26 protein-coding genes, 7 tRNA genes and 1 rRNA gene are annotated in these 26412 nt (G+C 51.0%); 31 read left to right on the top strand and 3 right to left on the bottom strand.

The features are described from left to right. The 7 genes from M3194_RS29415 to M3194_RS29385 form a co-directional block, all read left to right on the top strand. Positions 1-125: ribosomal RNA gene (locus tag M3194_RS29415) — 23S ribosomal RNA — on the top strand; the annotation flags it as partial. Between the two features lie 125 nt (positions 126-250). Further along, positions 251-327, top strand: a tRNA-Met gene (locus tag M3194_RS29410). A 7-nt stretch (positions 328-334) separates the two neighbouring features. Further along, a tRNA-Val gene (locus M3194_RS29405) sits at positions 335-410 on the top strand. Positions 411-433: 23 nt separating this feature from the next. Next, positions 434-510, top strand: a tRNA-Asp gene (locus tag M3194_RS29400). Between the two features lie 21 nt (positions 511-531). Beyond that, positions 532-607: transfer RNA gene (locus tag M3194_RS29395), tRNA-Phe, on the top strand. A 9-nt stretch (positions 608-616) separates the two neighbouring features. After that, positions 617-700, top strand: a tRNA-Tyr gene (locus M3194_RS29390). 14 nt (positions 701-714) lie between these two features. Then, positions 715-790: transfer RNA gene (locus M3194_RS29385), tRNA-Lys, on the top strand. A 109-nt stretch (positions 791-899) separates the two neighbouring features. Here the strand turns inward: M3194_RS29385 and ssuE are convergent. Continuing rightward, positions 900-1454, bottom strand: coding sequence for an NADPH-dependent FMN reductase (ssuE, locus tag M3194_RS29380; RefSeq protein ID WP_251657704.1), 555 nt, complete (start codon positions 1452-1454; stop codon positions 900-902). A gap of 189 nt (positions 1455-1643) precedes the next feature. Here ssuE and M3194_RS29375 point away from each other — a divergent pair, with 189 nt between their 5' ends. The 23 genes from M3194_RS29375 to M3194_RS29265 all read left to right on the top strand — a co-directional run bounded on the left by M3194_RS29375 (position 1644) and on the right by M3194_RS29265 (position 24049). Then, entirely contained in the window at positions 1644-2591 is a 948-nt protein-coding gene (locus M3194_RS29375; RefSeq protein WP_251657703.1) for an MraY family glycosyltransferase, read from the top strand. A gap of 73 nt (positions 2592-2664) precedes the next feature. Then, positions 2665-3804, top strand: coding sequence for a PucR family transcriptional regulator (locus tag M3194_RS29370; protein WP_251657702.1), 1140 nt, complete (start codon positions 2665-2667; stop codon positions 3802-3804). An 87-nt stretch (positions 3805-3891) separates the two neighbouring features. After that, complete coding sequence (locus M3194_RS29365; protein WP_251657701.1) at positions 3892-5013, top strand: ABC transporter ATP-binding protein; 1122 nt, start codon at positions 3892-3894, stop codon at positions 5011-5013. Positions 5014-5265: 252 nt separating this feature from the next. Further along, positions 5266-6204, top strand: a complete 939-nt coding sequence (gene hprK, locus M3194_RS29360; RefSeq protein WP_251657700.1) for an HPr(Ser) kinase/phosphatase — start codon at positions 5266-5268, stop codon at positions 6202-6204. A 55-nt stretch (positions 6205-6259) separates the two neighbouring features. Continuing rightward, positions 6260-7222 carry a prolipoprotein diacylglyceryl transferase gene (lgt, locus tag M3194_RS29355; RefSeq protein ID WP_251657699.1) on the top strand — a complete coding sequence of 321 codons (963 nt, stop codon included), beginning with the start codon at positions 6260-6262 and terminating at the stop codon, positions 7220-7222. 30 nt (positions 7223-7252) lie between these two features. Next, complete coding sequence (ppaX, locus tag M3194_RS29350; RefSeq protein ID WP_251657698.1) at positions 7253-7906, top strand: pyrophosphatase PpaX; 654 nt, start codon at positions 7253-7255, stop codon at positions 7904-7906. 4 nt (positions 7907-7910) lie between these two features. Beyond that, complete coding sequence (locus tag M3194_RS29345) at positions 7911-8444, top strand: acyltransferase (protein WP_251657697.1); 534 nt, start codon at positions 7911-7913, stop codon at positions 8442-8444. Between the two features lie 220 nt (positions 8445-8664). Next, positions 8665-9888, top strand: a complete 1224-nt coding sequence (locus tag M3194_RS29340; RefSeq protein WP_251657696.1) for an ATP phosphoribosyltransferase regulatory subunit — start codon at positions 8665-8667, stop codon at positions 9886-9888. Then, the gene (gene hisG, locus M3194_RS29335) at positions 9885-10529 is read left to right on the top strand and encodes an ATP phosphoribosyltransferase (protein ID WP_251657695.1); all 645 of its coding nucleotides are present in this window, start codon (positions 9885-9887) and stop codon (positions 10527-10529) included. The genes M3194_RS29340 and hisG overlap by 4 nt, the downstream gene beginning before the upstream one ends. A gap of 49 nt (positions 10530-10578) precedes the next feature. Beyond that, a complete protein-coding gene (gene hisD, locus M3194_RS29330; RefSeq protein WP_251657694.1) occupies positions 10579-11868 on the top strand; it encodes a histidinol dehydrogenase in 1290 nt (429 codons plus the stop codon). 42 nt (positions 11869-11910) lie between these two features. Further along, the gene (gene hisB / locus M3194_RS29325; protein ID WP_251657693.1) at positions 11911-12507 is read left to right on the top strand and encodes an imidazoleglycerol-phosphate dehydratase HisB; all 597 of its coding nucleotides are present in this window, start codon (positions 11911-11913) and stop codon (positions 12505-12507) included. Position 12508: 1 nt separating this feature from the next. Then, the gene (hisH, locus tag M3194_RS29320; protein ID WP_251657692.1) at positions 12509-13132 is read left to right on the top strand and encodes an imidazole glycerol phosphate synthase subunit HisH; all 624 of its coding nucleotides are present in this window, start codon (positions 12509-12511) and stop codon (positions 13130-13132) included. Positions 13133-13178: 46 nt separating this feature from the next. Next, complete coding sequence (gene hisF, locus M3194_RS29315) at positions 13179-13937, top strand: imidazole glycerol phosphate synthase subunit HisF (RefSeq protein WP_251657691.1); 759 nt, start codon at positions 13179-13181, stop codon at positions 13935-13937. Next, positions 13934-14623, top strand: coding sequence for a bifunctional phosphoribosyl-AMP cyclohydrolase/phosphoribosyl-ATP diphosphatase HisIE (gene hisIE, locus M3194_RS29310; RefSeq protein ID WP_251657690.1), 690 nt, complete (start codon positions 13934-13936; stop codon positions 14621-14623). The genes hisF and hisIE overlap by 4 nt, the downstream gene beginning before the upstream one ends. 48 nt (positions 14624-14671) lie before the next feature. Then, the gene (gene hisJ, locus M3194_RS29305; RefSeq protein ID WP_251657689.1) at positions 14672-15478 is read left to right on the top strand and encodes a histidinol-phosphatase HisJ; all 807 of its coding nucleotides are present in this window, start codon (positions 14672-14674) and stop codon (positions 15476-15478) included. A 140-nt stretch (positions 15479-15618) separates the two neighbouring features. Next, positions 15619-16572 (top strand): ribose-phosphate diphosphokinase, encoded by a 954-nt coding sequence (locus M3194_RS29300; protein ID WP_251657688.1) that lies wholly within the window; start codon positions 15619-15621, stop codon positions 16570-16572. A gap of 136 nt (positions 16573-16708) precedes the next feature. Then, positions 16709-18454 (top strand): tetratricopeptide repeat protein, encoded by a 1746-nt coding sequence (locus tag M3194_RS29295; protein ID WP_251657687.1) that lies wholly within the window; start codon positions 16709-16711, stop codon positions 18452-18454. 218 nt (positions 18455-18672) lie between these two features. After that, entirely contained in the window at positions 18673-19602 is a 930-nt protein-coding gene (gene trxB / locus M3194_RS29290; protein WP_251657686.1) for a thioredoxin-disulfide reductase, read from the top strand. A 164-nt stretch (positions 19603-19766) separates the two neighbouring features. After that, the gene (locus M3194_RS29285; protein WP_251657685.1) at positions 19767-20717 is read left to right on the top strand and encodes an ROK family glucokinase; all 951 of its coding nucleotides are present in this window, start codon (positions 19767-19769) and stop codon (positions 20715-20717) included. 41 nt (positions 20718-20758) lie between these two features. Next, positions 20759-21643, top strand: coding sequence for an RNase adapter RapZ (rapZ, locus tag M3194_RS29280; protein ID WP_251657684.1), 885 nt, complete (start codon positions 20759-20761; stop codon positions 21641-21643). 12 nt (positions 21644-21655) lie between these two features. Further along, on the top strand, positions 21656-22642 hold the full coding sequence (locus M3194_RS29275) for a gluconeogenesis factor YvcK family protein (protein WP_285889638.1): 987 nt from the start codon (positions 21656-21658) through the stop codon (positions 22640-22642). 7 nt (positions 22643-22649) lie between these two features. Then, on the top strand, positions 22650-23579 hold the full coding sequence (gene whiA / locus M3194_RS29270; protein WP_251657683.1) for a DNA-binding protein WhiA: 930 nt from the start codon (positions 22650-22652) through the stop codon (positions 23577-23579). Between the two features lie 200 nt (positions 23580-23779). Beyond that, the gene (locus tag M3194_RS29265; protein ID WP_012772176.1) at positions 23780-24049 is read left to right on the top strand and encodes an HPr family phosphocarrier protein; all 270 of its coding nucleotides are present in this window, start codon (positions 23780-23782) and stop codon (positions 24047-24049) included. A gap of 148 nt (positions 24050-24197) precedes the next feature. Here M3194_RS29265 and clpP read toward each other — a convergent pair whose 3' ends face one another. Both clpP and M3194_RS29255 read right to left on the bottom strand, forming a co-directional pair. Next, positions 24198-24779, bottom strand: a complete 582-nt coding sequence (gene clpP / locus M3194_RS29260; protein ID WP_251657706.1) for an ATP-dependent Clp endopeptidase proteolytic subunit ClpP — start codon at positions 24777-24779, stop codon at positions 24198-24200. Positions 24780-24969: 190 nt separating this feature from the next. Beyond that, positions 24970-25044: transfer RNA gene (locus tag M3194_RS29255), tRNA-Arg, on the bottom strand. A gap of 246 nt (positions 25045-25290) precedes the next feature. On the opposite strand from M3194_RS29255, the gene M3194_RS29250 reads away from it, so the two are divergent. Further along, a complete protein-coding gene (locus M3194_RS29250; protein ID WP_251657682.1) occupies positions 25291-26337 on the top strand; it encodes a sugar-binding transcriptional regulator in 1047 nt (348 codons plus the stop codon). Positions 26338-26412 lie beyond the last annotated feature (75 nt).

Raw genomic sequence — 26412 nt, 5'->3', positions numbered from 1 at the left:
CCCCCCTCAAGATGAGATTTCCCAATTAGTAAGACCCCTTGAAGACGACGAGGTTGATAGGTTCGGGGTGGAAGCACAGCAATGTGTGGAGCTGACGAATACTAATCGGTCGAGGGCTTATCCTAAAGACTTATGATTTACTCATAAGCATTGCTTAAAGATTCAAACTTTCGCATCCAGTTTTCAGGGCGCAATGCTCTGATCTTACAGTACTCCTACGGACTGTAAGTGACACTAGTAGGACAAGCGTGGCGGTGTAGCTCAGCTGGCTAGAGCGTACGGTTCATACCCGTGAGGTCGGGGGTTCGATCCCCTTCGCCGCTACCATATATCAGGAGGCTTAGCTCAGCTGGGAGAGCATCTGCCTTACAAGCAGAGGGTCGGGGGTTCGATCCCCTCAGCCTCCACCATATATGTTTTTGCAATAATCCATGGAGCTGTGGTGTAGAGGCCTAACATGCCTGCCTGTCACGCAGGAGACCGCGGGTTCGAATCCCGTCAGCTCCGCCATTTTTTTCAAAATTCAAATATGGCTCGGTAGCTCAGTTGGTAGAGCAGAGGACTGAAAATCCTCGTGTCGGCGGTTCGATTCCGTCCCGAGCCACCATTTGCATTTGGAGGGTTAGCGAAGTGGCCAAACGCGGGAGACTGTAAATCTCTTCCTCACGGTTCGGTGGTTCGAATCCATCACCCTCCACCAATTCTCATTATTGAGAGCCATTAGCTCAGTTGGTAGAGCACCTGACTTTTAATCAGGGTGTCGAAGGTTCGAGTCCTTCATGGCTCACCATTTATTTAAACGTCCAACCCGTAGACTTCGGTCTGCGGGTTTTTTGATGCGTTAATATAGAAACAAAAAGGCTTGAAGGACCCGTGATCCTTCAAGCCTTTTTGTTTGTTTATTTGATTTTACGGATATGAAGCTCTTCGACAATCTCTGCAACAGAAGCATCCAGACGTTGTTTAAGCTCTTCATTAAGCTCGAACTGGGATTCGCCAACACCTGCATCTACTCGTGCGATCTGCGAATCAATTGCATATACACCGCTGCCGAAATGCTTGGCATTTAATGCGGACAGAACGGGTTTAAGCGAGTAATCAATGGATAGCAGGTGTGCGATTGTACCGCCGATGAACAACGGAGTAACGAATTTATCAGAAAGTCCCTTTTGCGGAAGAAGGTCAAGGAAAGTTTTAAGTACGCCGGTGAAGGATGCTTTGTATACGGGACTTGCAATAATAACAACGTCTGCGGCTTCGACGATAGCAGCAGCTTCAACGATGGCAGGGCTGTCAAAGCGAGCATGGATAAGGTCTTCAGCTGGCAGAGAAGCAACAGTAACATGGCTGAAGGAAATCCCCTTGTCCGAGAGATGCGATTCTACATATTGCGTGATACCCGTTAAACGCGAACCGGGATTAGGGCTGCCAGACAAAATAACAACTTGAGACATTATATCCACTCCTCTAATTATCATAAATTCCGATATGTAAACTGTGAATTAATCCTAACATGAACATTTTCGGTCGTCAAACACATTATAACGCCACAGGAGGAGATTTTGATCATTTTTTTCCTCATGGTAGGGAACAATGTTGAACAGCTATAACAAATGATATGACAGACGAAGGGGAACATTCGAATGATGTATTGGCTGGCTGTTGGCATGAGTGCCGTTCTGACGATTTTAATTGTGCCTGTTATGCAAAAGATAGCTCTTAAATACGGCATAGTCGACCGCCCAAATTGGCGTAAAATCCATAACCGGCCTATTCCTCTAATGGGCGGCGCGGCTCTCTACGCTGCATGTGTTGTGACGATTATTGCTTTTCAGGGGATTACATCTCTCAGCTTAAGCATTATCGTTGGCGGTGCGCTGCTAGTGTGCATTGGCTTATTGGATGACTCGTTCAAGGCGAAGGGGAAAGACTTTCCCGTCTGGCCAAGGGTCATTATTTACTTAGGGGTATCGACAATACCGCTCTTGTTCGGTATTCATATGGATGGCGTGATGAATCCGGCTAATGGTCATTTTGTCGGCTTTCCGGTATGGATTGATTGGATCGGAACGATTATATGGATTTTTGCCCTTATTAATATGATCAATTTCATTGATGGCGTAGATGGACTGGCTTCGGGCGTATGTACCTTGTCCTCTCTTACGCTGTTTGTAACGGCTCTAATCAAGGGTCAGGCTGATATTGGTGTCATAGCGATAATTATAGGCGGCTCGTGCATCGGATTTCTGATCTACAATTTCCACCCTGCGAGAATTTTTATGGGGGATGCCGGCGCTACCTTTTTGGGCTATACGCTTGCGGTAATAGCAATAGACGGAGCATTCAAGAAGGCGACTTTTATTACGATACTTGTGCCGTTGCTCGCATTAGGTTTGCCGATTCTGGATACTGTTATTGTTATGCTGCGCAGGCTGGCTACCGGGAAGGGACTGCACCAGGCAGATAAGCTTCACACCCATCATGCCCTTATGCGCTGGGGGTTGACTCAGGTGCAGACGGTCTCCTTTATGTATCTGATTGCGGCGCTGTTCTCCTTGCTGTCTATCCTGCTGCTTGTAATGAAAGGCTGAACGAGCAGTGGTTTTGTGTTACAATGACGAAAAAAAGCGTCATTCTTGGAGCTGGAGATTGGAGTAATGTAAAATGAGCACGACAGATTGGTTAACCCCGCTGCAGCACATTTTGAACTGTCAGGTTCGGTTCATTACGTTCTCATTATCGGATTGGAAGGGTCTTGTACAGCAAGCAGATACAAGCTGGGCTCATGACGATAACCGCGAAAAAGTTACGGAAGGCAATCGCGCAGCGAATAACGGAAGGACATGGATTGTTGTCCGGGTAACGGGCAATGCTGTGGAGGCGCTCGAAATCGAGGGAGAGCTCAAGCCGGCGGAAGCAGAACTGATTACATGGACGTTGCAATGGAATCAAGCCCAACAGCAGGCCGTCAAACCGGGTACGCTGTCAGAAAGCGAATCGTTTGCCTTAAAGCTGAGCGAATGGATTCAGCAGCAGCTCGAGTCGGAGGAGCCTTCCTATTCCATTCCCGATCATCTTACTGCCGGCGGGAAGCTGTTCGCAGAAATGATTCCTTTCTTATTAGTGACGGAATACACAAATGGCAAGCAGGCATCCTATCCCGAATTGGAAAAGCTTCTTCGTTCCTTCCTTGCCGAGGATATTTTGCTTATTCCGCTTAAGAATCAAGAGTGGCTCATTTGGGGACCCGTTTCATTATTAAAAGAAGCAGACAGCGAATTTATGGATGATGAGGATGAAGAAACGGTTGAAGACAGTCTGTCTTCGATTTGCCATGGCTTGCACGAGATGCTGGCAAGTGAATGGATTGGCGAATGCCATCTGGCTGTCGCTCACCCGGTGTGTCCGGCCAAAGGAATTGTGGAGACAACCGTACTGCTTCGCGAGACCATTAATCTTGGCCGCAAGTTCCATGTCGGGACAAGCATACATTTGCCTTGGATGCTTCAGCTGGAAAGGCTGCTTAATGCGATTCCGGAGGTTCAACGCTCGCGTTATCTGGAACATGCGCTTAAGCGGACGGAATTGTTCGTAGAGGCTGAAATGCTGGCAACGCTGGAGACGTTCTTCTCGCTTGACTGCAATGTCAGCGAAACGGCAAAGAAACTTTATATTCACCGGAATACTTTATTATATCGTCTAGATAAATTAAAACAGGAAACCGGATTGGATGTCCGGCAATTCCGAGATGCTGTTTTAGTCAAAATAATTTTACTATTGTACAAAGTTACGAAAAGGAATTAGTTTTTTTGTAAAGTTTGTGCATAGTCACAAACGAGCCCGTGAGATAAGATATACCCATAAGAAATTTTCTTTTAGGGGGACATTCAAATGGCAGGCGTACGTTTAGAAGGCATTTACAAAAAATACCCGGGTTCCGACAAAGCTTCGGTAACTGATGTTAACCTTGACATTAAGGACAAAGAGTTTTTGGTACTGGTAGGACCTTCCGGCTGTGGTAAATCGACAACTCTTCGTATGATCGCAGGTCTTGAAGAAATCTCCGAGGGTAAACTGTACATCGGCGACCGCGTTGTAAACGACGTAGCACCGAAAGACCGTGACATCGCGATGGTATTCCAATCCTACGCTTTGTACCCGCACATGAACGTTTATCAAAACATGGCATTTGGTCTTAAACTTCGTAAATTCAAAAAAGCAGACATCGACAAACGCGTTCGTGAAGCTGCTAAAATTCTTGATATCGAGCATTTGCTGGATCGTAAACCAAAAGCTCTCTCCGGCGGTCAACGTCAACGTGTAGCTTTGGGACGCGCTATCGTTCGTGAACCACAAGTATTCTTGATGGACGAACCACTCTCCAACTTGGATGCTAAACTTCGTGGTCAAATGCGTGCTGAGATCAGCAAGCTGACTAAACGTCTTGAAACAACTACTATCTACGTAACGCATGACCAGATCGAAGCAATGACAATGGGCGATCGTATCGTAGTTATGAAAGACGGTTTCATTCAACAAACAGCTTCTCCTGAAGAGCTGTACAACCACCCAGTAAACATCTTCGTAGCGGGCTTCATTGGCGCTCCTTCGATGAACTTCATCACGGGTACGCTTACTGATCAAGGCGGCTCGCTGAAGTTCAAAACTACTGGCGTTGACGTTGCAGTACCTGAAGGTAAAGCAGCTACACTTCGCTCCAAAGGTTATGTAGGCAAAGAAGTAATCCTGGGCATCCGTCCGGAAGATCTTCACGAAGAGCCAGTGTTCCTGGAAGCTTCCCCGAACACAATCGTAAACGCTAACGTTGAGGTAGCTGAGAACCTTGGTCACGAAATGTACCTGTACCTGAACGGTATCGGTTCTGACACAGTAATCGCTCGCGTTGACGGCCGTTCGACTCTGCGTGACGGTTCCAGCGTTAAGCTTGCTCTGGACATGAACAAAGTTCATATGTTCGACAAAGAGTCCGAGCTGAACATCTTCGAAAACTAATTCTTATAATTACAACAAGGCTGTCTCCCGAATGGGAGGCGGCCTTTTTATTTTATCTAACAGCTCTAATACCTAACTAATGGTGAAAAGGAATATGTCGAAGAACCCGTGAACGTGGTTAGAAAATGACGAAAAGCGCTGAGCGACGGAGAAACGTTGCGTTCGGCGCTTTTTTCCTTTACGATGAAGCTATTGGTAATGGATTACACCCTTCATATAACTTAATTGGAACGCAAGTGAGGAGGCCGTTCGATGGCTAAAAAAGTGAAAGTATCGGAGCTAGTGCAACATTTCTCAATGGAGATCGTATCCGGCGAAGACGGCTTGAAGCGTTCTATTCTGGTTGATGATCTGTATCGTCCAGGCCTGGAGATGGCAGGATATTTCGATTATCACCCGCATGAGCGCGTGCAGCTGCTCGGCAAGACAGAGCTTACGTTCCTCAGCACGCTGACGAGCGAAGAGCGAAGATGCCGTTTTGAACAGCTGTGCCATGAGAATACGCCTTGTATTATTTTGACGCGCGGGATGGAAGCTCCGGATGAATTGGTCGAGTACTCGAATAAGACGCAAATCGCCGTACTGCGCAGCAATGTGGCGACTACAATCCTGCAGAGCCGGATTACGGACTTCCTGGAGAAAAAGCTTGCTCCAACCGCTACGATTCATGGCGTACTTGTTGATGTGTATGGCGTTGGCATGCTGATTACTGGCGGAAGCGGCATCGGCAAGAGCGAGACGGCCCTTGAGCTGGTGAAGCGCGGCCATCGTCTTGTAGCCGATGATGCGGTAGAAATCCGCCAGACATCGGATGGACAGCTGTTCGGCAGCGCGCCGGAGCTGATTCGCCATCTTCTTGAAATTCGCGGCCTTGGTATTATCAACGTCATGACATTGTTTGGCGCCGGTGCGGTGCGGACAAGTAAGCGCATTACCCTCGTCATCAAGCTCGAGAACTGGCAGCAGGACAAACAGTACGATCGCCTGGGCCTGGATGAAGAGAAGACTCGAATTATTGATACGGATGTACCGCTTGTGACGGTACCTGTTCGCCCTGGCCGAAACTTGGCAGTCATTATCGAAGTAGCGGCGATGAACTTCCGTCTGAAACGGATGGGGTACAACGCGGCTCTGCAATTTACGAACAAGCTGACGGAAACGATTGCAGAGGATACGGATGATTTTGATTGATCGATTTAGGCAATGGATTGCAGGAATAGACCTATTATAGAAGGAGCACGGAACAATGAATCTGTTGATTGATCCAACGGCATTTTCCATCGGGGACATTCATGTGCGTTGGTACGGCATCATTCTTGGTACGGCAGCTTTGGTTGGCTTGCTGCTGGCGGTACAGGAAGGGAAAAGATTCGGCATCAAGCCGGAGTTTTTCATGGACCTGCTGCTGCTTGGCGTGCCGTCGGCTGTTATTTGCGCGAGAATTTATTATGTGGCGTTCACATGGGATGAGTACAAAAATAATCTGATGGACGTCTTCAAAATCTGGAACGGCGGGATTGCCATCTACGGCGCCTTGATCGGAGCTTTTATATGCGGGTATTTTTACTTCCGTTATAAAGGATATTCGTTCTGGCGGATGGTGGATATATGCGCGCCAGGACTGCTTGCCGGCCAAATGATTGGCCGTTGGGGCAACTTCATGAACCAGGAGGCCTATGGCGGTCCGGTGGACGAGAGCTTTCTGCGGAATACGCTGCATCTGCCTGATTTTATTGTGAATCAAATGTATGTGGCTAGCGAGGGGGCGTATCACCATCCCGCCTTCCTGTATGAGTCGCTGTGGAGCTTGGTAGGCATTATCATTCTGCTGGTTATCCGCCGTCAGAAATTCCTTCGCGCAGGTGAGCTTGTGGCGATCTACTTCATCTGGTACTCGATCGGCCGCTTCTTTATCGAAGGCATCCGCACGGACAGCTTGGCCTTCGAAGGTCCGGGCGCGCTGGGTTCCTTAATGGATGCTCTATGGACGCCGATGACATGGTTTGGATTTGAGCAAGGGTTCCTTGATCCGGCTTACGGAGATGTGCGGATTTCGCAGCTGCTTGCGGTCCTATTGATCATTGCGGCCATTATCTTTATCGTTGTACGCCGTACGTCAGGAACGGCAACAGTCCGCTACCAGGATCCGATCGTATCCACGAAGGAAACGGCGGCGCCTGCATCGGATGCTAAAACGGACAACCTGTAAGTCTTAAGAGCAGTAGGAGTGAATCTAGGTATGACGGGCAATATACGGACGATGCTGTTCGATTTGGACGGCACGATCATGGATACGAATGAATTGATTATCCGCTCTTTTATGGAATCGTTGAAAGGTCTAGTACCGGAGGACTTCGGCAGGGAGCATATTATTCCGAGCATGGGACTTACGCTTCAGGCGCAATTTCAGAATTTCACGGGTCTTGAGGATGTTGACCATCTGATAAAAGCCTACCGTGCCATTAACACGCAGCTTCATGATGAACTGCTGCGGCCGTTTCCTTACACGAATGAAGTGATGAAGGACCTGCATGAGCAGGGCATTCAGATTGGCGTGGTGACAACCAAGATCCGGATGTCGACAGAGCGCGGTATGAAGTTCTGCGGGTTGTATGATTATGTCGATGCCTTTGTCACGGTGGATGATGTCGTGAATCCGAAGCCGCATCCCGAGCCGGTACGGATGGCTCTTGAAATGCTAAATGCGGATCCGGCAACAACCATTATGATTGGTGACAGCGCGGTTGACATGATCTCCGCCAAGGAAGCGGGAGTTATCCCTGTTGGCGTAGCCTGGTCGCTGAAAGGCCGGGAGCTGCTGAAGGAGAGCGGTGCGCAGTATATCATTAATGATATGCGCGAGTTGTACGCATTCGCAGGAATGGAGCGATAGCCTTGTGCGAAACGTGGAGCGTTATCCGGTGGAAGGACCTAATGCGCTATGGCAAATGTATCGTACGGTAAGCCGGTTCAAAGCGGTACGCAATTTTATCGCCATTCAGCTGGCCCGGTATTGCCCGGAGCTAACGGTGAAGAATTGGATCTATCGCCGGATTCTCGGCATGAAGGTCGGGAAGCAGACGGCATTTGCATTAATGGTCATGGTGGACGTATTCTTCCCGGAACGGATTGAAGTCGGGGATAATACGATCATCGGCTATAATACAACGATTCTGACGCATGAATATCTGATCAAGGAATACCGGCTTGGCAATGTGAAGATTGGGTCGAACGTAATGATTGGCGCCAACTCCACGATTCTGCCCGGTGTTACGATCGGGGATCATGCCGTTATCGCGGCGGGCTCGGTCGTCCATAAGGACGTGCCTGCGCATGCCTTTGTTGGCGGTAATCCAATCCGGGATATCAAGCGGACTGGCGCCGCAGAGCATAAGGATGACGACAGGCCGGTCCATCTGTTGAAATCATAACAGAAGGCATGCAACGCAAGGGGAAAAGCCTCACTATTCGCGCTCGTCAAAGAGCTCGGATAGCGGGGCTTTCTTGCTGGATATCCGATGACTGGAAGACAAGCCCAGTCGTCTTGACGGATGCGAAGGTTCATGCTAATATTACGACTAACCCTTTATTTTGTTAGCATGGTAACATGGTAGTGCTTTAATATACTAAAGTATTTGAAGGTGAATAGAGATGTCCAAACCAAAAGTATTCGAGAAGCCGATTGGCGTTAAAGATTATCTTCCGGGCGCAGTAGCTAAGCTGCGCCATATTGAACGTGATGTGCTCGCCTGCATGAAGGGCTGGGGCTACGAACAAATTATTACTCCAACGATGGAATACTACGATACTGTAGGCGTCGCTAGCTCCACATCGGACCAGAAGCTGTTCAAGCTGCTAAATAACCGGGGCACTACGCTTGTACTGCGTTCGGATATGACGGCTCCCATTGCACGCGTCGTATCCTCGCTCCTGAAGGAGTCGCAGTTCCCGCTGCGTTTGTCCTATCACGGGAATGTCTTCCGCTCTATTGAGGAAGAATCCGGCCGCGAGGCTGAATTTTTCCAAACGGGCGTAGAGCTTGTTGGCGATGCGTCTGCCGAAGCGGATGCGGAAGTGGTAGCGCTGGCTATCGCATCGCTTAAAGCGGCAGGTGTTGACCGCTTCAAAATCGCGATTGGCCATGTGGGCTTCTTGAACGGTTTGTTCGAGGAGACGCTGGCAGGCCGCGAAGAGGCGCAGGAGCAGCTGAAGGCCTGCCTGCTGAGCCGCGATTATGTTGGATACCGAGAGAGCCTGCGCGAGCTTAAGCTCGAAGAGCCCGTACAGCGGGAGCTGGAAGGCATACTCCGTCTGCGCGGCGGACAGGAGATTTGCGAGCAGGCGCTGCAGCTTAGCGCTGATGCGACAGCGCAGAAGTCGATCCGGCATCTATGCGAGATTTGGGATGTGCTCAAGGCTTACGGCGTTTGTGAGCATGTGCTGATCGATCTGACGATGATTGGCGATTTCTCTTATTACACGGGCATGACGTTCGAGGGCTATGCGGCAGATCTCGGATTCCCGGTGGTAAGCGGCGGACGTTATGACAATCTGCTCAGCCAATTCGGGCGTCCAGCGCCGGCTACGGGCTTTGCGCTGAAGACAACACGCATTCTTGAGCTGGTTGGCGCTGAAGAGGACACAGCTGGCGATCAGCGCGTTCTGATCGGTTATGACGGCGAAGGCCGCGCAGAGGCTCTTCAAGCGGCGCAGCAGCTTCGCGAACAAGGAACGGCGGTTGTTACGGAGCGAATGACAGAAGAGGATTGGAAGGGGCTTGGCGGAAGCTCGTTTACTTATAAAGGCATGGCATACACGACAGGATTGCCGTTTATCAGCGGCGTAGAGAATAGGGCAGGAGGCAGCTGGCAATGAGCGAAGCGAAAAAAGACATTATTAAGGTTGCGATGCCAAAGGGCCGCATCTATAAACAGGCTTCGAAGCTGTTCCGTGAAGCGGGACTGCCGATTCCGAGCGACTTCGATGATACGCGCAAGCTTATTATCGAGCTGCCTGAAGTAGGCATGGAATTTATTATGGCGAAGCCGGTTGACGTTCCAACTTACGTGGAATACGGCGTTGCCGACATCGGGATTGTAGGCAAGGACGTGCTGATGGAAGAAAATAAGGACGTCTACGAGCTTCTGGATCTCGGCATTGCAAAATGCCGCATGTCCGTTATTGGTCTGGCAGACTGGAAGCCGGTAATTAATCCGCGTGTTGCAACGAAATATCCGAATGTGGCATCGCAATACTTCCGCGAGCTGGGTCAGCAGGTGGAAGTAATAAAGCTGAACGGCTCCATCGAGCTGGCACCGCTGATTGGCCTGGCGGACCGCATCGTCGATATGGTGGAAACGGGTCAGACGCTGCGCGAGAACGGACTGGTCGAAATGCAGTCCATCTTCCCGATTACGAGCCGCCTGATTGCGAACCGCGTCAGCTACCGGATGAAGAACGAAGCCATTCAAGGCTTGTGCGATCTGCTTCAGGATACGATTGCAGCTAAGGTATAACAAAGTTGTTTCAAATAGATAAATGACAGTGAGGAAGGGGACTTGGGCTATGCGGATTATGAAGGCGGAGCAGTTTGGGCTGCAGCGCGAGGTGGAGTACGGAACGCCGGAGCAAAATGAAACCGTCCGTCAGATCGTGGAAGCGATCCGGACGGAAGGGGATGCGGCGCTGCTGCGATACACGGAGCAGCTGGACCGCGTCCAGCTTGATGCGTCGTCGCTGCGCGTGACGCAAGAGGAGATTCAGGCGGCGTATGATAGAGTCGACGCCGCGTTCCTCACGGCGATCCGAGAGGCAGCCGTGAACATTCGGGTATTCCACGAGAAGCAGATGCGTAACTCGTGGATGGATCTGCAGCCGGACGGTACGATGCTCGGGCAGATTCTCCGGCCGCTGAAGCGGGTCGGCGTCTACGTGCCCGGAGGCAAAGCGGCCTACCCGTCGTCCGTGCTGATGAACGTGATTCCGGCACAGGTTGCCGGCGTGCCGGAGATTGTCATGGTAACGCCGCCGTCGACAGGCGGCAAGGAAGGTATCGACCCGTATATTCTCGTCGCCGCTGCGGAAGCCGGCGTGAAGGAGATGTACCGGGTCGGAGGCGCGCAGGCGATTGCCGCGCTGGCCTACGGCACGGCAACGATTGCGCCGGTCGATAAGATCTGCGGACCGGGCAACATTTACGTTGCGCTGGCGAAGCGCTCCGTGTTTGGCGCGGTTGATATCGACAGCATTGCCGGACCAAGCGAAATCGTCGTTCTGGCGGATGAAGGCGCCAATGCTTCGTACATCGCGGCCGACCTGCTGTCGCAGGCGGAGCATGACGAGATGGCGTCCGCGATTCTCGTGACGCCGTCGGGGACGCTGGCAGCAGCGGTGGCTGCTGAAGTGGAGCGCCAGCTTGCTACATTGCCGCGGGAAGCGATCGCGCGTGCTTCCATCGACAGCTACGGGGCTATACTGCTCGTTGAGTCTATCGAAGCGGGTATCGCTGTCGTAAACAAGCTGGCACCTGAGCATCTTGAAGTATTGACGGCTGATCCGATGAGCCTGCTTGGCCTTATCGAGAATGCCGGAGCGATTTTCCTCGGACCATACAGCTCGGAGCCGGTTGGTGATTATTTTGCCGGACCTAACCATATTATCCCGACGAACGGGACCGCGCGCTTCTCCTCGCCGGTGAACGTGGACGACTTCCTGAAGAAGTCGAGCCTGATCTACTATAGCAAGGAAGCGCTGCTGAAGAACGGCAATAGCATTATGACGCTTGCCCGCCATGAAGGGCTGGAGGCGCATGCCCGCGCAATCCAGATCCGTCTGGAGCAGGAAGGCAAGCAATAGAGAACAGAACGAACTATTTATTATAGAAAGAAGGAATTATAAGTGGCTGATACACAACGGAAAGCTGAAATTGCACGCAAAACAAACGAAACGGATATTAAGCTTAGCTTTGCAGTAGACGGTACGGGCGAAGCAAAGCTCGAGACGGATGTTCCGTTCCTGAACCATATGCTTGACCTATTCACTAAGCATGGCCAATTCGACCTGACCGTTGAAGCGCGCGGCGACATCGACATTGACGATCACCACACCGTTGAGGATATCGGGATCTGCCTCGGTCAAACCTTGCGCGAAGCGCTTGGCGACAAACGCGGCATTAAGCGTTATGCGAGCGTATTTGTACCGATGGATGAAGCGCTGGCTCAAGTTATTATCGATGTCAGCAACCGCCCGCATTTCGAATACCGCGCGGAATATCCATCGGCGCAAGTCGGCAGCTTCTCGACGGAGCTGGTGCATGAATTCCTGTGGAAGCTTGCGCTGGAAGCGCGCATTACGCTTCATGTCATCGTACACTACGGCAAGAACACGCATCATATGATCGAAGCGGTGTTCAAAGCCCTGGGACGCGCGATCGACGAAGCGACAACCATCGATCCTCGTGTACAAGGAGTGCCTTCAACGAAAGGAGTGCTGTAGCATGATCGCGATCATCGATTACGGCATGGGCAATCTTCACAGCGTAAGCAAAGCGGTAGAACGCCTTGGTTACGAAGCGGCGGTAACGGCTGATCCGGCCGTTATTGCTGCGGCGGACGGAGCAATTCTGCCTGGCGTCGGCGCGTTTGGCGACGCAATGGAGAACCTTCGCGAAACAAAGCTGGATGAGGCGACAAAAGCTTATGCCGCTTCCGGCAAGCCGCTGATGGGCATTTGCCTGGGCATGCAGCTCTTGTTCAGCCAAAGCGAAGAGCATGGCATAAACGAAGGGCTTAATCTGCTTCCGGGCAAGGTCATCCGTTTCCAGGGCGATTACAAGGTGCCTCATATGGGCTGGAACAAGCTGAACTTCCTGAAATCGGACAGTCCGCTGTTCAAAGGCCTTGAGGAAGGGCACGTGTACTTCGTACACTCCTACCACGCAAAGCCTGAGGTAGCTAGCGATCTTCTGGCTACAACGGATTATCATCAGCAGGTGACGGCGATTGTTGGCAGAGATAACGTATACGGCATGCAGTTCCATCCGGAGAAAAGCAGTGAGCTTGGCATGAAGCTGCTGGGCAACTTCCTGGCACTGACGGGAAGCCCGGTTGTACAGCGATAAATAGATCAGATTATTAGCGTATGAACGAGAGGGGAGCGTGCACGAAATGCTGGCGAAACGTATTATTCCATGTCTGGACGTGAAGGACGGACGGGTTGTCAAAGGAGTCAACTTCGTGAACCTGCGCGATGCGGGGGACCCGGTTGAGCTTGCGTCCACTTACGATCAGGAGGGCGCCGACGAGCTGGTCTTCCTCGATATTTCGGCTTCGGTGGAAGGGCGTGCCACGATGATTGAAGTCGTGAAGCGTACCGCCGGAGAGATTACGATTCCGTTCACGGTTGGCGGCGGTATTTCCCATGTGGACGATATGAAGCGTCTGCTTCGCGCAGGAGCGGACAAAATCGCCATCAACACGGCGGCGGTTCTGAATCCGTCCCTTGTCAGCGACGGCGCCCGCAAATTCGGCTCGCAATGTATCGTTGTAGCCATTGATGCGAAGTACAACGAAGCTTGGGGCGAATGGGAAGTGTTTACCCATGGCGGCCGTAAAGAGACGGGCATTAAAGTACTGGAGTGGGCTCATGAAATCGAACGCCTAGGCGCGGGGGAGATTCTGCTCACGAGCATGGATGCCGACGGTACCAAGGACGGCTTCGATCTGAAGCTGACCCGTGCGGTATCGGATTCGGTCAGCATCCCGGTTATTGCTTCGGGCGGAGCGGGACGAATTGAGCATTTCTCGGATGTATTCGAGGAAGGGCATGCGGATGCGGGTCTTGCCGCGACGATTTTCCACTACAAGGAAATGACGATCCGCGAAGTAAAGGATGATCTGAGACAGAAAGGCGTGGAAGTGCGATGACGGAATTGGCAGAGCGCATCAAGTGGAGCGAGGACGGCCTTGTTCCGGCTATCGTACAGGACGCGCAGAGCAAAGAAGTATTGATGCTTGCTTATATGAACAAGGAGTCTCTGCAGCTGTCTGTGGAGTCTGGCGTGACCTGGTTCTGGAGCCGCTCCCGCAATGAGCTGTGGAACAAAGGGGCAACCAGCGGCCATACCCAGCAGATTCGATCTTTGTCGTATGACTGCGACGCGGATACGCTTCTGGTCCGCGTGGATCAGAAGGGTCCTGCCTGCCACACGGGCTCTTACTCCTGTTTCTTTAACGAGATCGAAGTAGCTGGCGCCGAGGCGGGCAATACGCCAACGTCAGATGACCGCTTCGCCATTCTCGGCGAGCTCGAGAGCGTCATCGCCAAGCGTTATGCAGAGCGTCCGGAAGGCGCTTATACGACGTATCTGTTCGAGAAGGGCCTCGATAAAATATTGAAAAAAGTCGGGGAAGAAGCGACCGAAGCCATTATCGCTGCCAAAAACAACGATAATGACGAGCTTCGCTCTGAAGCAAGCGATCTGCTGTTCCATTTGCTGGTGCTGCTGCGCGAGCGCGGCCTGCCGCTTGATGACGTGATGGCTGAGCTTCAAGGCCGCCATGGCAAACCCGCGACGAACAATGCGATGAGAAGAGAGCAGGCTGGCAAGTAAGCTCTCGCTCCTGCCATTTATTTTGATCAAAGAAAGGCCGGTATGCACATGTTTATCGATTATCATACCCATCATGCCCGCTGCGGACATGCTGTCGGCACGCTGGAGGAATACGTACAGAAGGGGATAGAGATCGGTCTTGAGCAGATCGGTCTTTCCGACCATATGCCGCTGCTTCATGTGGATCCCGCAACGTATTATCCCGAAATGGCGATGCCGATGGAGGAGCTCCCCCGGTACGTAGAAGAATGCCTCGCACTGAAAGAGAAATATAAAGGCCGGATCGACATCCGCGTTGGTCTTGAAGGCGATTATATCGAAGGCCAGGAAGAAAAAATTGAAACGATCATTGCTGCTTATCCGTTTGACTATGTGATAGGGTCGGTTCATTTTCTGGGGGAATGGGATATTACGGACTTCCGTCAGACCCATGGCTGGGAAGGCAAGGATAGAATGAAGGTGTATGAGCAGTATTACGATGCGGTGGCCAAGGCGGCAGCGACAGGCTTTTACGACTATATCGGCCATATTGATGTCATCAAACGATTCGGCTTCAAGGCTGAAGGCGATGTCACGCATCTGGAGAACGCTGCGCTTGAAGCGGTGAAGCGTCATGGCATGGCGATCGAGCTGAATGCATCCGGTCTTCGGATGCCGGTTGAAGAGATGTTTCCAAGCCGCAGAATGCTCGAATACGCCAAAGAATTGAACATTCCAATCACTATTGGTTCGGATGCGCATCAGCCAGAACGACTGGGACAATATTTAGATCAAGCGCGTGCGGTGTTGAAAGATGTCGGTTTTTCTCAGCTGGCGACGTTTGAACGGCGAAAATTGGTATTAGTCGATTTTTGAATTATAGTAAATTAGATGTATAATAGTATGGAACAAGCTTGACGCAGTATGTAAGCGTCGGGCAATTGACGAAGGCTTTGCCCCATGCAAAGCATGGACTTCATGTCAAATTATTGGTTTAAAACGCTCAGGAGGGTATCATGTTTAGCGACAAGTTGCGTATTTTTTCGGGTTCGTCCAATCCCGCGTTGGCTCAAAAGATCGCCGGTGATCTGGGATTGACACTCGGCGCCATCAAAATGTCCCGTTTCAAGAGCGGGGAGATCTACGTCCATTATGAAGAAACCATTCGTAACTGCGATGTGTTCCTCGTTCAATCGTTCTCGCATCCGATCAACGAGCATTTTGTCGAATTGCTCGTCATGATTGACGCAGCGAAGCGGGCATCCGCGAAAACGATCAACATCATCATGCCGTATTACGGCTATGCGCGCCAAGAGCGCAAGGCAGCTCCGCGGGAGCCGATCTCCGCGAAAATGGTGGCAGACGTTCTCACTACGGTTGGCGCAAACCGTGTCATCACGATTGACCTTCATGCGCCGGCTATTCAAGGCTTCTTCAATATTCCGGTAGACCATATGACAGCGCTGGATCTGATCAGTGACTATCTGAAGTCGAAGAACATCCAGAATCCGGTAGTCGTATCTCCGGACGCTGGCCGTGCATCCACAGCAGAAAAGCTTGCAAACAACCTGGACACATCGTTTGCTATTATGATCAAGAAGCGCCCTGCGCACAACGAATCCTCGATTACCCATGTAATCGGCGATGTAGAGGGTCAAACCGCGATTATCATCGAGGACTTGATCGATACGGGCAGCACGATTGTCAACGTTGTTGAAAGCTTGAAGGAGCGCGGAGCGGCAGACGTCTACGTATGCGCAACTCACCCGCTGTTCTCGGGCAATGCCATTGAGCGTTTGAATCATCCTCATATCAAAGAAATTATCGTGACGGACTCGATCTCTCTGCCAGAGGATCATCCGGAGAAGTTCACCGTATTGTCGGTAGCTCCGCTGCTTGCGGAAGCAACCCGCATTATCATTGAAGGCGGGTCGATCAGCACCCTCTTCAAAACAAACGGCGGCGTTTAATCGAATATGGCAATGACAGAAAATCGCGGGCGTATTTTCCTTACGTTCGCGATTTTCCCACATATTCTTTCGTGTTAGGATAGGCATTGCTATGGTATAATCGTAGAAAATCAAGTTCCGGGAGGTGCCTTGCCAGGTGAAAGAGAAGAAACGTGAAGCCATAGGACAGACAGCCAAGATCATACCGATACAATGGGACGCCACGTTCTTTTTCGAGCGGGCAGTTCGCTCGTTGGATCGTTACCACTATGACAAGGCACTGAAGTATTTCCGGCGTGCCGTGGAGTATGAACCGGAAAATCCGGTTAATCATTGCAATATGGCAGGCATCATGTCGGAGATGGGCAATTATGAAGAATCTAATCGGATTTTGAAATGGATTGTCGATGAGCTGGATCCGACGATGACGGAATGCCATTTCTACATGGCCAATAATTATGCCAACATGGAGATGTACGAAGCGGCCGAAGGCGCGCTGGTTCATTACCTGGAGGAAGATGCGGACGGCCAATACCTCGATGAAGCCGAGGAAATGATGGAGCTCCTCCATTATGAGCTGGATCGTCCAGCACCGCTGACGAATATCAAAGCGCGCGAAGGAATGGTCGAGCATGACCAGGCGCGCAAGCTTCTGGAAGAAGGCAAGTTTACGGAAGCGGTCCGTATCTTGGAGAAGATTATTCAGGAACAGCCGGAGTTTCTTGCTGCCCGCAACAACCTGGCGCTGGCCTACTACTATATGGGCATGTTCGACAAAGCGATGGAAACGATCCGGGAGGCGCTGGAGCTAGAGCCGGGTAATTTGCATGCCCTTTGCAATCTGGGGATTTTCTATCAGCATGCGGGGGATACGGCTAGTCTTACTCCATTGCTTGATCTGCTGCGCAAAACAGCACCGTTCCATCAGGAGCATGTGTTCAAGCTGGCTACTACAATGGGCATTCTGGGCGAGCATGAATCGGCGTACCGCCATTTCACCCGCCTTCTGAAGGACGTGGAGCTTAACCTTGATCCTTGCCTCTATCACTACGCGGCTGTAGCTGCCTGCCATATCGGCCGTTACGTCGAGGCTGAGCGCCTCTGGAAGCAGGCGGCGAAGCTGGATCCGGATTCGGATATCCCGCGTTATTACATGGAGCAGCTGGCATTAATCAAAACCGGCGATCAGAACGCATCGGTAAGCTATCATTATCATTTGCCTTTCGAGGAGCAGTTCAAGCTGTGGGAAAATTCCTCGGACGGACTTCCCGAGCATTTGAAGCGAGATCCTCTGGTTCGCTCATCGTTCTTCTGGGCACTCCGCCATGGCGACCAGAACACGAAGCTGCAGGTGATTCAGGCGCTTGGCATGATTGCCGATAACGAAGTGAAGGATGTTCTTCGCGCCTTCCTCGTTGAAGCGGACGAAGATGATTACTTGAAGCGGATTGCCGTATTTGTGCTTCGTACGATCGGCGTACAGGAGCCGCTTCATGCTGTACTGGAAGGCAAGGCTACGGTGATCGAGCCGAACCGCGTTCCGTCACGTCTGCCCGTGTGGGAAGACAAGTGGCAGGAAGTCGTGGAAGCTGCGATGTCCCGGGTGAACAAACGCTTCGACCTAGTCCAGCAGTATGACCTAATGACCCTGTGGGTGGAATTCCTCTCGAGGCTGTACCCGGAAGTGCCTAAGCTGACTAAGCCCGAGGGCTGGGCTGCGGCGCTTGAATATTTGACGGCTAAGATGCACCGCCGGACGACATCGTATCCCGAAATATCGGAGCGGTATGGTGTTTCCATTGCGACGGTCAGCAAGAACGCCAAAAAAATCGACGAGGTCTGCGGGATTAAGGAAAAGATGAAATCGATCAGCTCGGTTTTCTCCTTGGACCATCTCGAATAGAGCATCTCGCCCATGATCAAAACGTACTTAGGATATGGTTCCCTAAGTGCGTTTTGTTTTTCCCGGGCAAACTTATATATAATAAGAATATATTGTAGGGCTCTTATCTTTCCCCTTCCAACCGTCAGTTGGTTGGACGACTTAAAATTCCTGCGATGTTGTTCGTGCAGCGACATCAGTGCGACTCAAAAAAATGCGCCACTTTTAGGAGGACAACCATGTACAAATCCATTATTATCGGAACCGGCCCAGCCGGTCTCACAGCAGCGATCTATATGGCACGCGCGAACATGAAGCCTCTCATTATTGAAGGACCGGAGCCGGGCGGCCAGCTTACAACCACAACGGAGGTCGAGAACTTCCCGGGCTTCCCTGACGGGATTATGGGCCCTGAGCTGATGGCTAATATGCGCAAGCAGGCAGAGCGCTTTGGCGCGGAATTCATTACAGGCTGGGTTAACAGCGTGGATATGTCCGAGCGTCCGTTCAAGCTTCAAGTCGAAGGAAAAGGCGAATTCGTGGGCGAGACCATCATCATCTCGACTGGCGCATCGGCTAGATGGCTCGGCATCCCCGGGGAGAAAGACAATGTTGGACGCGGCGTAAGCACCTGCGCAACCTGCGACGGCTTCTTCTTCCGCAACAAGAAGATTGTGGTTATTGGCGGCGGCGACTCCGCGATGGAAGAGGCGAACTTCCTTACTCGTTTTGCAACGAATGTTGAGCTTGTGAACCGCCGTGATGAGCTTCGTGCTTCGAAGATCATGCAGGACCGCGCGCGCGATAACGAGAAAATCAGCTGGAGTTTGAACAAAACACCGGTTGAGGTCGTGGCGAGCGGCATGGGCGTAACGGGACTGAAAGTCCGCAACAACGCTACGGGCGAAGAAGAAACGATCCAAACGGACGGCGTCTTTATCGCCATTGGCCATACGCCTAACACGAAGTTTCTGAACGGCCAGATCGACACCGATGAGCATGGCTACATTAAGGTAAAGCCAGGCAGCTCCGAGACGAACGTACCGGGCGTATTCGCATGCGGCGACGTACAGGACAACAAGTACCGCCAAGCGATTACGGCAGCGGGAAGCGGCTGTATGGCGGCGCTTGACTGCGAACGATTCCTCGAAAGCAGCGGCTCGCATTAACACAACGGTTTGAGTCAGCCCTTTCCCTCTCTGGAGAGGGCTTTTTATTGCCAAATGCCGATGACCAGAGGGAAACACTGGGACGGCGATTATCTTGACCGGAATAGGGCATTCGCTTATAGTTGGTAAAAGAGCAGATAACATATTAATGAGGTGGACTAGTAATGTCTGAGAAGATTTACGTTGGAGTCGATGTCGGCGGCACCGCTATTAAAGTTGGGATTTGTAATGTGGATGGAGATTTGCTCCATACTTACGAGGGGCCGACGGAAACAAGTAAAGGTACGGACACCATCCTTCATAATATTGCGCAGTACGCGCGGAACATTGTTGCCGAATCATCGTTTGCGTGGGAGCAAGTTGAAGGCGTTGGCGTAGGGATCGCCGGCTTCCTTGACATCCCGAACGGTATTGTGAAATTTTCGGGCAACTTGAAAATTGAGAATGTGCACTTGAAGGAATTCCTCGAGAAGGAACTTCAGGTTAAAGTGCTCGTAAATAATGATGCGAACGTTGCTGCGCTTGGTGAAGCATGGGCGGGTGCGGGCAAAGGCATCGATAACTGCGTCTGCTATACACTTGGTACTGGTGTTGGCGGCGGCATTATCATCGGCGGCAAAATCGTGGAAGGCTTCGCGGGCATGGCCGGCGAGCTGGGACATATTGCGATCGTGCCTGATCTGGAAGCGATCCAATGCGGCTGCGGCAAAATGGGCTGCCTCGAATCGGTATCCTCGGCTACGGGCATTATCCGCATGGCGAAGGACGCTGTTGAGCGCGGTGACCGTACAACCCTGTCGACCGTAGAAGATATTATGGCGAAAGATGTTATCGACGCTGCGAAAGCGGGCGATGAGGTTGCTTCGCGTATCGTTAGCCGTGCAGCTTATTACCTCGGCAAATCGATGGCACTGATGGCTGTCGTGCTGAATCCGGAATGCTTTATCATCGGCGGCGGCGTGTCGAAAGCAGGCGATTTCCTGTTCGACCAGATTCGCGAGGTATTCGCGAAGTATACGCAGAAAGAGGCGCAGGAAGGCGTGAAGATCGTTGCGGCTACGCTTGGCAATAATGCCGGCGTTGTAGGCGCAGCGGGTCTTATCTTACGGTCCTAGTGACTATGAACAGCGTTACGATGGGGAAAGAGGGTGCAGCAATGGAAACGGGAGCGATGTCAAAGCTTGTTATCATTACAGGGATGTCCGGCGCGGGCAAAACGATTGCCGTACAGAGCCTTGAGGATCTTGGCTTTTTCTGCGTTGATAATTTACCGCCGGTGCTTATCCCTAAATTTGCGGAGCTGATTGAGCAGTCGAACGGCAAGATCGGCAAAGTAGCCCTTGTTATTGATCTTAGGGGCCGCGAATTTTTTACAGCCTTATCGGAATCATTAAACTTTATCAAAGATCATTTCACGATCAGCTGCGAAATTCTGTTCCTGGATGCAACGGACGAAGTGCTTGTCCAGCGTTACAAGGAAAGTCGCCGCCGGCATCCGCTTGCTCCGGAGGGCATGCCGCTTGAGGGTATCCGTCTTGAGAGAAGAATGCTGGAGGATTTGAAAGGCTCGGCTTCGCAGGTTATCGATACGAGCACGATTAAGCCGACACAGCTGAAGGAACGCATTATTTCGCGGTTCACGAATTTAGAGAACAACAGCCTTTCCGTGAACGTGACTTCGTTTGGCTTCAAGTACGGTATTCCGATTGACGCCGATCTGATTTACGATGTTCGTTTTTTACCGAATCCTCATTATGTGGATCATCTGCGTCCGAATACCGGGCAGAATCCGGAAGTGTATGACTATGTCATGAAATGGCCGGAGACGCAAGCCTTTCTGACCAAGCTGCTCGATATGCTTCAGTTCTTACTCCCTCTTTATCATAAAGAAGGCAAGAGCCAAGTCGTTATCGGCATCGGGTGTACGGGCGGCAAGCACCGCTCGGTTGCGATTGCGGAATATTTGGGTCGCATGCTCGGCAGCAGTGATACGGAACGGGTACGCGTCAGCCACCGCGATGCTGACCGCGATAAGCATTGACGGGGTGATTGGATGCAGAGTAGGCAAAAAATAATAAGGCGTCCCAAGATCGTTGTGGTAGGCGGCGGTACCGGCCTGTCGGTTATGCTGCGCGGGCTTAAGGAGAAGCCGCTGGATATTACAGCGATTGTAACTGTCGCCGATGACGGCGGCAGCTCGGGGATTCTGCGCAATGAGCTGCAGATACCTCCGCCGGGCGATATCCGGAACGTCATTATGGCTCTTGCGGACGCGGAGCCGTTATTGACCGAAGTACTGCAGTACCGGTTCTCCAGTGGAACCGGACTCGCCGGACATAGCCTGGGCAATCTGATGCTGGCTGCGATGACGGATATTGCGGGCGATTTCGTAACGGGTATCCGCGAGCTCAGCAAGGTGCTGGCCGTGCGCGGCCGCGTGTTGCCTGCAGCAGGCCGTGCGATTGTGCTGAAGGCAGAGATGACCGACGGAACGATTATAGTCGGGGAATCGATGATTCCGAAGGCAGGCAAGAAGATTAAGCGGGTATTCGTTGAGCCCGATAATGTGGAGCCACTTCCGGAGGCTATCGAAGCGATTGAACAGGCCGATGCGATCCTGATCGGTCCCGGCAGCTTATACACGAGCATCATACCTAATCTGCTCGTGCCTAGGCTGGCGCAAGCGATCGTGGATTCAACAGCGGTTAAGCTGTTTGTCTGCAACGTGATGACACAGCCCGGAGAGACTGACGGATATTCGGTCAGTGACCATCTGAGAGCGGTGCAAGATCATATCGGCCACAGCCTGTTTGATTATGTGCTCGTGAATGATGGTGAAATTCCGCCTGAAGTGTCCGATAAGTACGCGGAGATGGGGTCAACTCAGGTAACGCTGGACGTTGACGAAGTAACCCGGATGGGTCATGAGGTCATTGCCGACCGTCTTGTGCTGTACCGTACCTTCCTGAGGCATGACGCGGAGCGGCTGAGTCATCATATCTATAAGTTAGTGGAAAACTGGATGTTAAGAAAGAGGTGAACAAGCGATGTCATTTGCGGCGCAAACGAAGAAGGAGCTGACAATGATTGAGGCGGACACCTGCTGTGAGCGGGCTGAATTGTCCGCGCTCATTCGGATGAACGGCTCTGTAAGTGTATCCAGCCGCAAAGTCGTCCTCGACATCTCAACCGAAAACGCAGCAATTGCCCGTCGGATTTACTCGCTCGTGAAGAAGCATTTCGCAGTACATACGGAGCTCTTGGTCCGTAAAAAAATGCGGCTTAAAAAAAATAATGTATATATCGTCAGAATTCCGACGAAGGTACAGGAAATACTAAGTGAGCTTCGAATTGTATCTGAGGGCTTTGTGTTTAATTTGGGTATTGATAAGGAAATCATTAAGAAGTCATGCTGCAAACGATCTTATCTGCGGGGAGCATTCCTTGCCGGCGGTTCCGTTAACAACCCGGAAGGTTCTTCTTATCATCTTGAGATATCGTCGATGTATGAGGAGCATTGCGAGGCTTTGGTTGAACTGGCGAACAAGTTCGATTTGAACGCAAGATGTATCGAGCGGAAAAAAGGCTTCGTGTTCTACATCAAAGAGGGCGAGAAAATTATCGAGTTGCTGAACATTATCGGTGCCCATCAGGCTTTGTTCAAGTTCGAGGATGTCCGGATTATGCGCGATATGCGCAATTCGGTTAACCGGATCGTGAATTGCGAAACAGCTAATTTGAATAAAACAATTGGTGCGGCCGTCCGTCAGATCGATAACATTAGGCTGCTGCAAAAGGAAATAGGGCTAAACAACCTGCCGGATAAGCTGAGAGAGGTTGCGGAGATCAGACTGCAGCATCCCGATATGAACCTGAAGGAAGTTGGCGAGATGCTGAAAGGCACCGTCAGCAAATCAGGCGTCAACCATAGGCTGCGGAAGATTGATGAACTTGCTGAAAAAATCCGCAACGGCTAAACTTTTAACCTAGTGCATCAGATGGTATAATGATATAATATGAACAAAAAGTCTTATGCAAGGCGAAACGGCTTCGCCGACCTTGGTGGCGTGGCGCGTTTCATTTCGAAGAATACTTATATTTTTAAAGGTATTAGTTCTGTCAGGCTTAGCATGAAGCGAATGGCCAGACTTATTATAGTATAGGGGGTATGGTTTCCATGACAAGGCTACCGGTTGTCGTTCGTCTTAAAACAGGTCTGCACGCAAGACCTGCCGCATTATTCGTTCAAGAAGCGAACAAATTTTCCTCCGAAGTATTTGTTGAGAAAGACGACAAGAAAGTAAATGCGAAATCCATTATGGGTATCATGAGCCTTGCGATCAGCTCGGGCACAGAGATTCACATTAGCGCAGAGGGCTCGGATGCAGAGCAGGCTGTAAACGCTTTAGTCGCACTCGTCAGCAAGGAAGAGCTGGAGAACCAATAAGATTCATTTTACTGTCTAAAAAAGGGTTGTCCTAAGTCATTACAGATGACAGTAGGATAGTCCTTTTTTCATTGGAATGGAAAAGCGAAACAACAAAGCGGCTATGCCGGGTTTCTACCCGGCATAGCCGCTTTTGTTGTTTCGTTTATTAGATGCGCTCGATTACTTTATCAACCAAGCCGTATTCTCTCGCTTCTTCCGCGCTCATGAAGTAGTCGCGGTCGGTATCCTTCTCAATACGCTCCAATGGTTGTCCGGAACGCTCAGCCAGGATGCCGTTCAGCTTGTCGCGCATCTTGATAATGCGGCGGGCGCGAATTTCGATATCGCTAGCTTGGCCTTCGGCGCCGCCAAGCGGCTGATGGATCATGACTTCACTGTTCGGAAGCGCATATCGTTTGCCTTTGGCACCGGCTGTGAGCAGGAAAGCGCCCATCGAAGCAGCCATGCCTACGCAGATTGTCGAAACATCCGGTTTGATGTATTGCATCGTATCATAGATAGCCATGCCCGCCGTAATGGAACCGCCAGGGCTGTTAATGTAGAGAGAAATATCTTTCTCTGGATCTTCTGCTGCCAGGAACAGCATTTGAGCAATAATGGAGTTGGCCACTACGTCGTTTACGCCTGACCCGAGGAAGATGATGCGATCCTTCAGAAGACGGGAGTAAATGTCATAAGCGCGCTCTCCGCGATTGCTCTGTTCAATAACCATAGGAACGAAATTCATATCCAACCAAGTCCCCTCCTCAAAATAGCAAAGATGGTATTGCAATAATCTCATCATAGCGGATTGCCAAACAAAAGTCAAAGAAAGTCAAACTTACTATCGCAAACTTATAATTAAAAAAAGAAAACAAAAAAACCGCCCTCATCGAGGACGGTTTAGCGTTTATGTATAGGCGAAAAGGTAAGTTGAATGGCGCGCCCGCTAGGAATCGAACCTAGATCTCAGGCTCCGGAGGCCTACGTCATATCCATTGGACCACGGGCGCAAAACACAATGTAAAGCAACAGCAAAACTTAGTATACGCGAATCGCTTGTAGAAAGCAAGATAGATGAGAAAAATAAATTTGAGCAAATCGTGAATACAAGCGCTTACAACCACAATTGCTTACTTGCCATGTGAATTGTTTTTAGCTAAAATAGAGGTGGGACTTAAAGTGAGTATGCGGGACGTTTAACGTCCATCCCCTGAAAGCCCATTACGCCTATTGACGGGTGGAGTGAAAAGTAGAGGATGCGTCACATTATTGAGCTGCAGCAGCAGCTTCTCCCAGATTTGCTTGACGTAATGAAGAAGCGTTACTCGATATTGCGCCAAGTTATGTTATCCGATCTGATCGGCCGGCGGACACTCGCGAATTCCTTAGGGATGACGGAACGGGTACTGAGGGCAGAGACGGATTTTCTGAAATCGCAAGGACTGCTTGAGATTCATACGTCGGGAATGCGGATCAGCGAATCAGGAAAACAACTGCTTGAACAATTGGAGCCCTTCTATAAGACGTTATTCGGCTTGTCCGATCTGGAAGAGAAGATCAGGAGGCACTTCGGATTATCGCAGGTTGTTGTTGTAGCAGGCGATTCCGAGGAGTCAGAGCAATCCAAGCGGGAGCTCGGAAGAGCGGCCTGCCAAGTGCTTCAGAAAGTCATGGAGCCAAGCGATGTCGTGGCGGTTACCGGCGGTACTACAATCGCTCAGGTAGCCAATCAGTTAACCTCGCAAGCGCCTTTGAAGAACAATTGGTTCGTTCCGGCGAGAGGAGGGCTAGGTGAAAGTCTCGATTATCAAGCCAATACCATTGCATCAACCATGGCAAAGCGGACAGGCGCCAATTACCGGATGCTTCACGTGCCGGATCATCTTGGTGACGAAGCCTACGCCTCCATGATGCAAGAACCGAATATCCGCGATATTGTCGAGGTTGTCCGAAGTGCTCGAATCGTCGTACACGGGATCGGGGACGCTATGGTGATGGCCCGGCGCAGAAAGCTGAATCCTGAACTGGTGAATGCGATGGCGGCAGACGGGGCGCTGGCAGAAGCTTTTGGTTTTTATTTCGACCGTAACGGCGAAGTTGTTCACAAAATGCAGACCGTAGGATTACGACTCGAAGATATTGTGAAGACTGAAGTTGTTATTGGTGTCGCGGGCGGCAATAGCAAAGGCGAAGCTATAGCGGCCATCATGAAATTCGGGCATGATGATGTACTGATTACGGATGAAGCGGCTGCCCTTGAAATATCCGCGATCATCGACGAACAGCAGCAATTGTTATCTTAACGATTTGCGGCAGGCTCTGCTGCAGAACGTTTTGAAATATATACCATAGTCATTTAAAAAGCTTAGGAGGAATTT

The organism is Paenibacillus glycanilyticus, from assembly GCF_023715145.1.
Taxonomy (GTDB): Bacteria; Bacillota; Bacilli; order Paenibacillales; family Paenibacillaceae; genus Pristimantibacillus; species Pristimantibacillus glycanilyticus_A.
The sequence above is the reverse complement of the archived record's forward strand: the minus strand, read 5'-3'. Positions and strand labels throughout refer to the sequence as shown.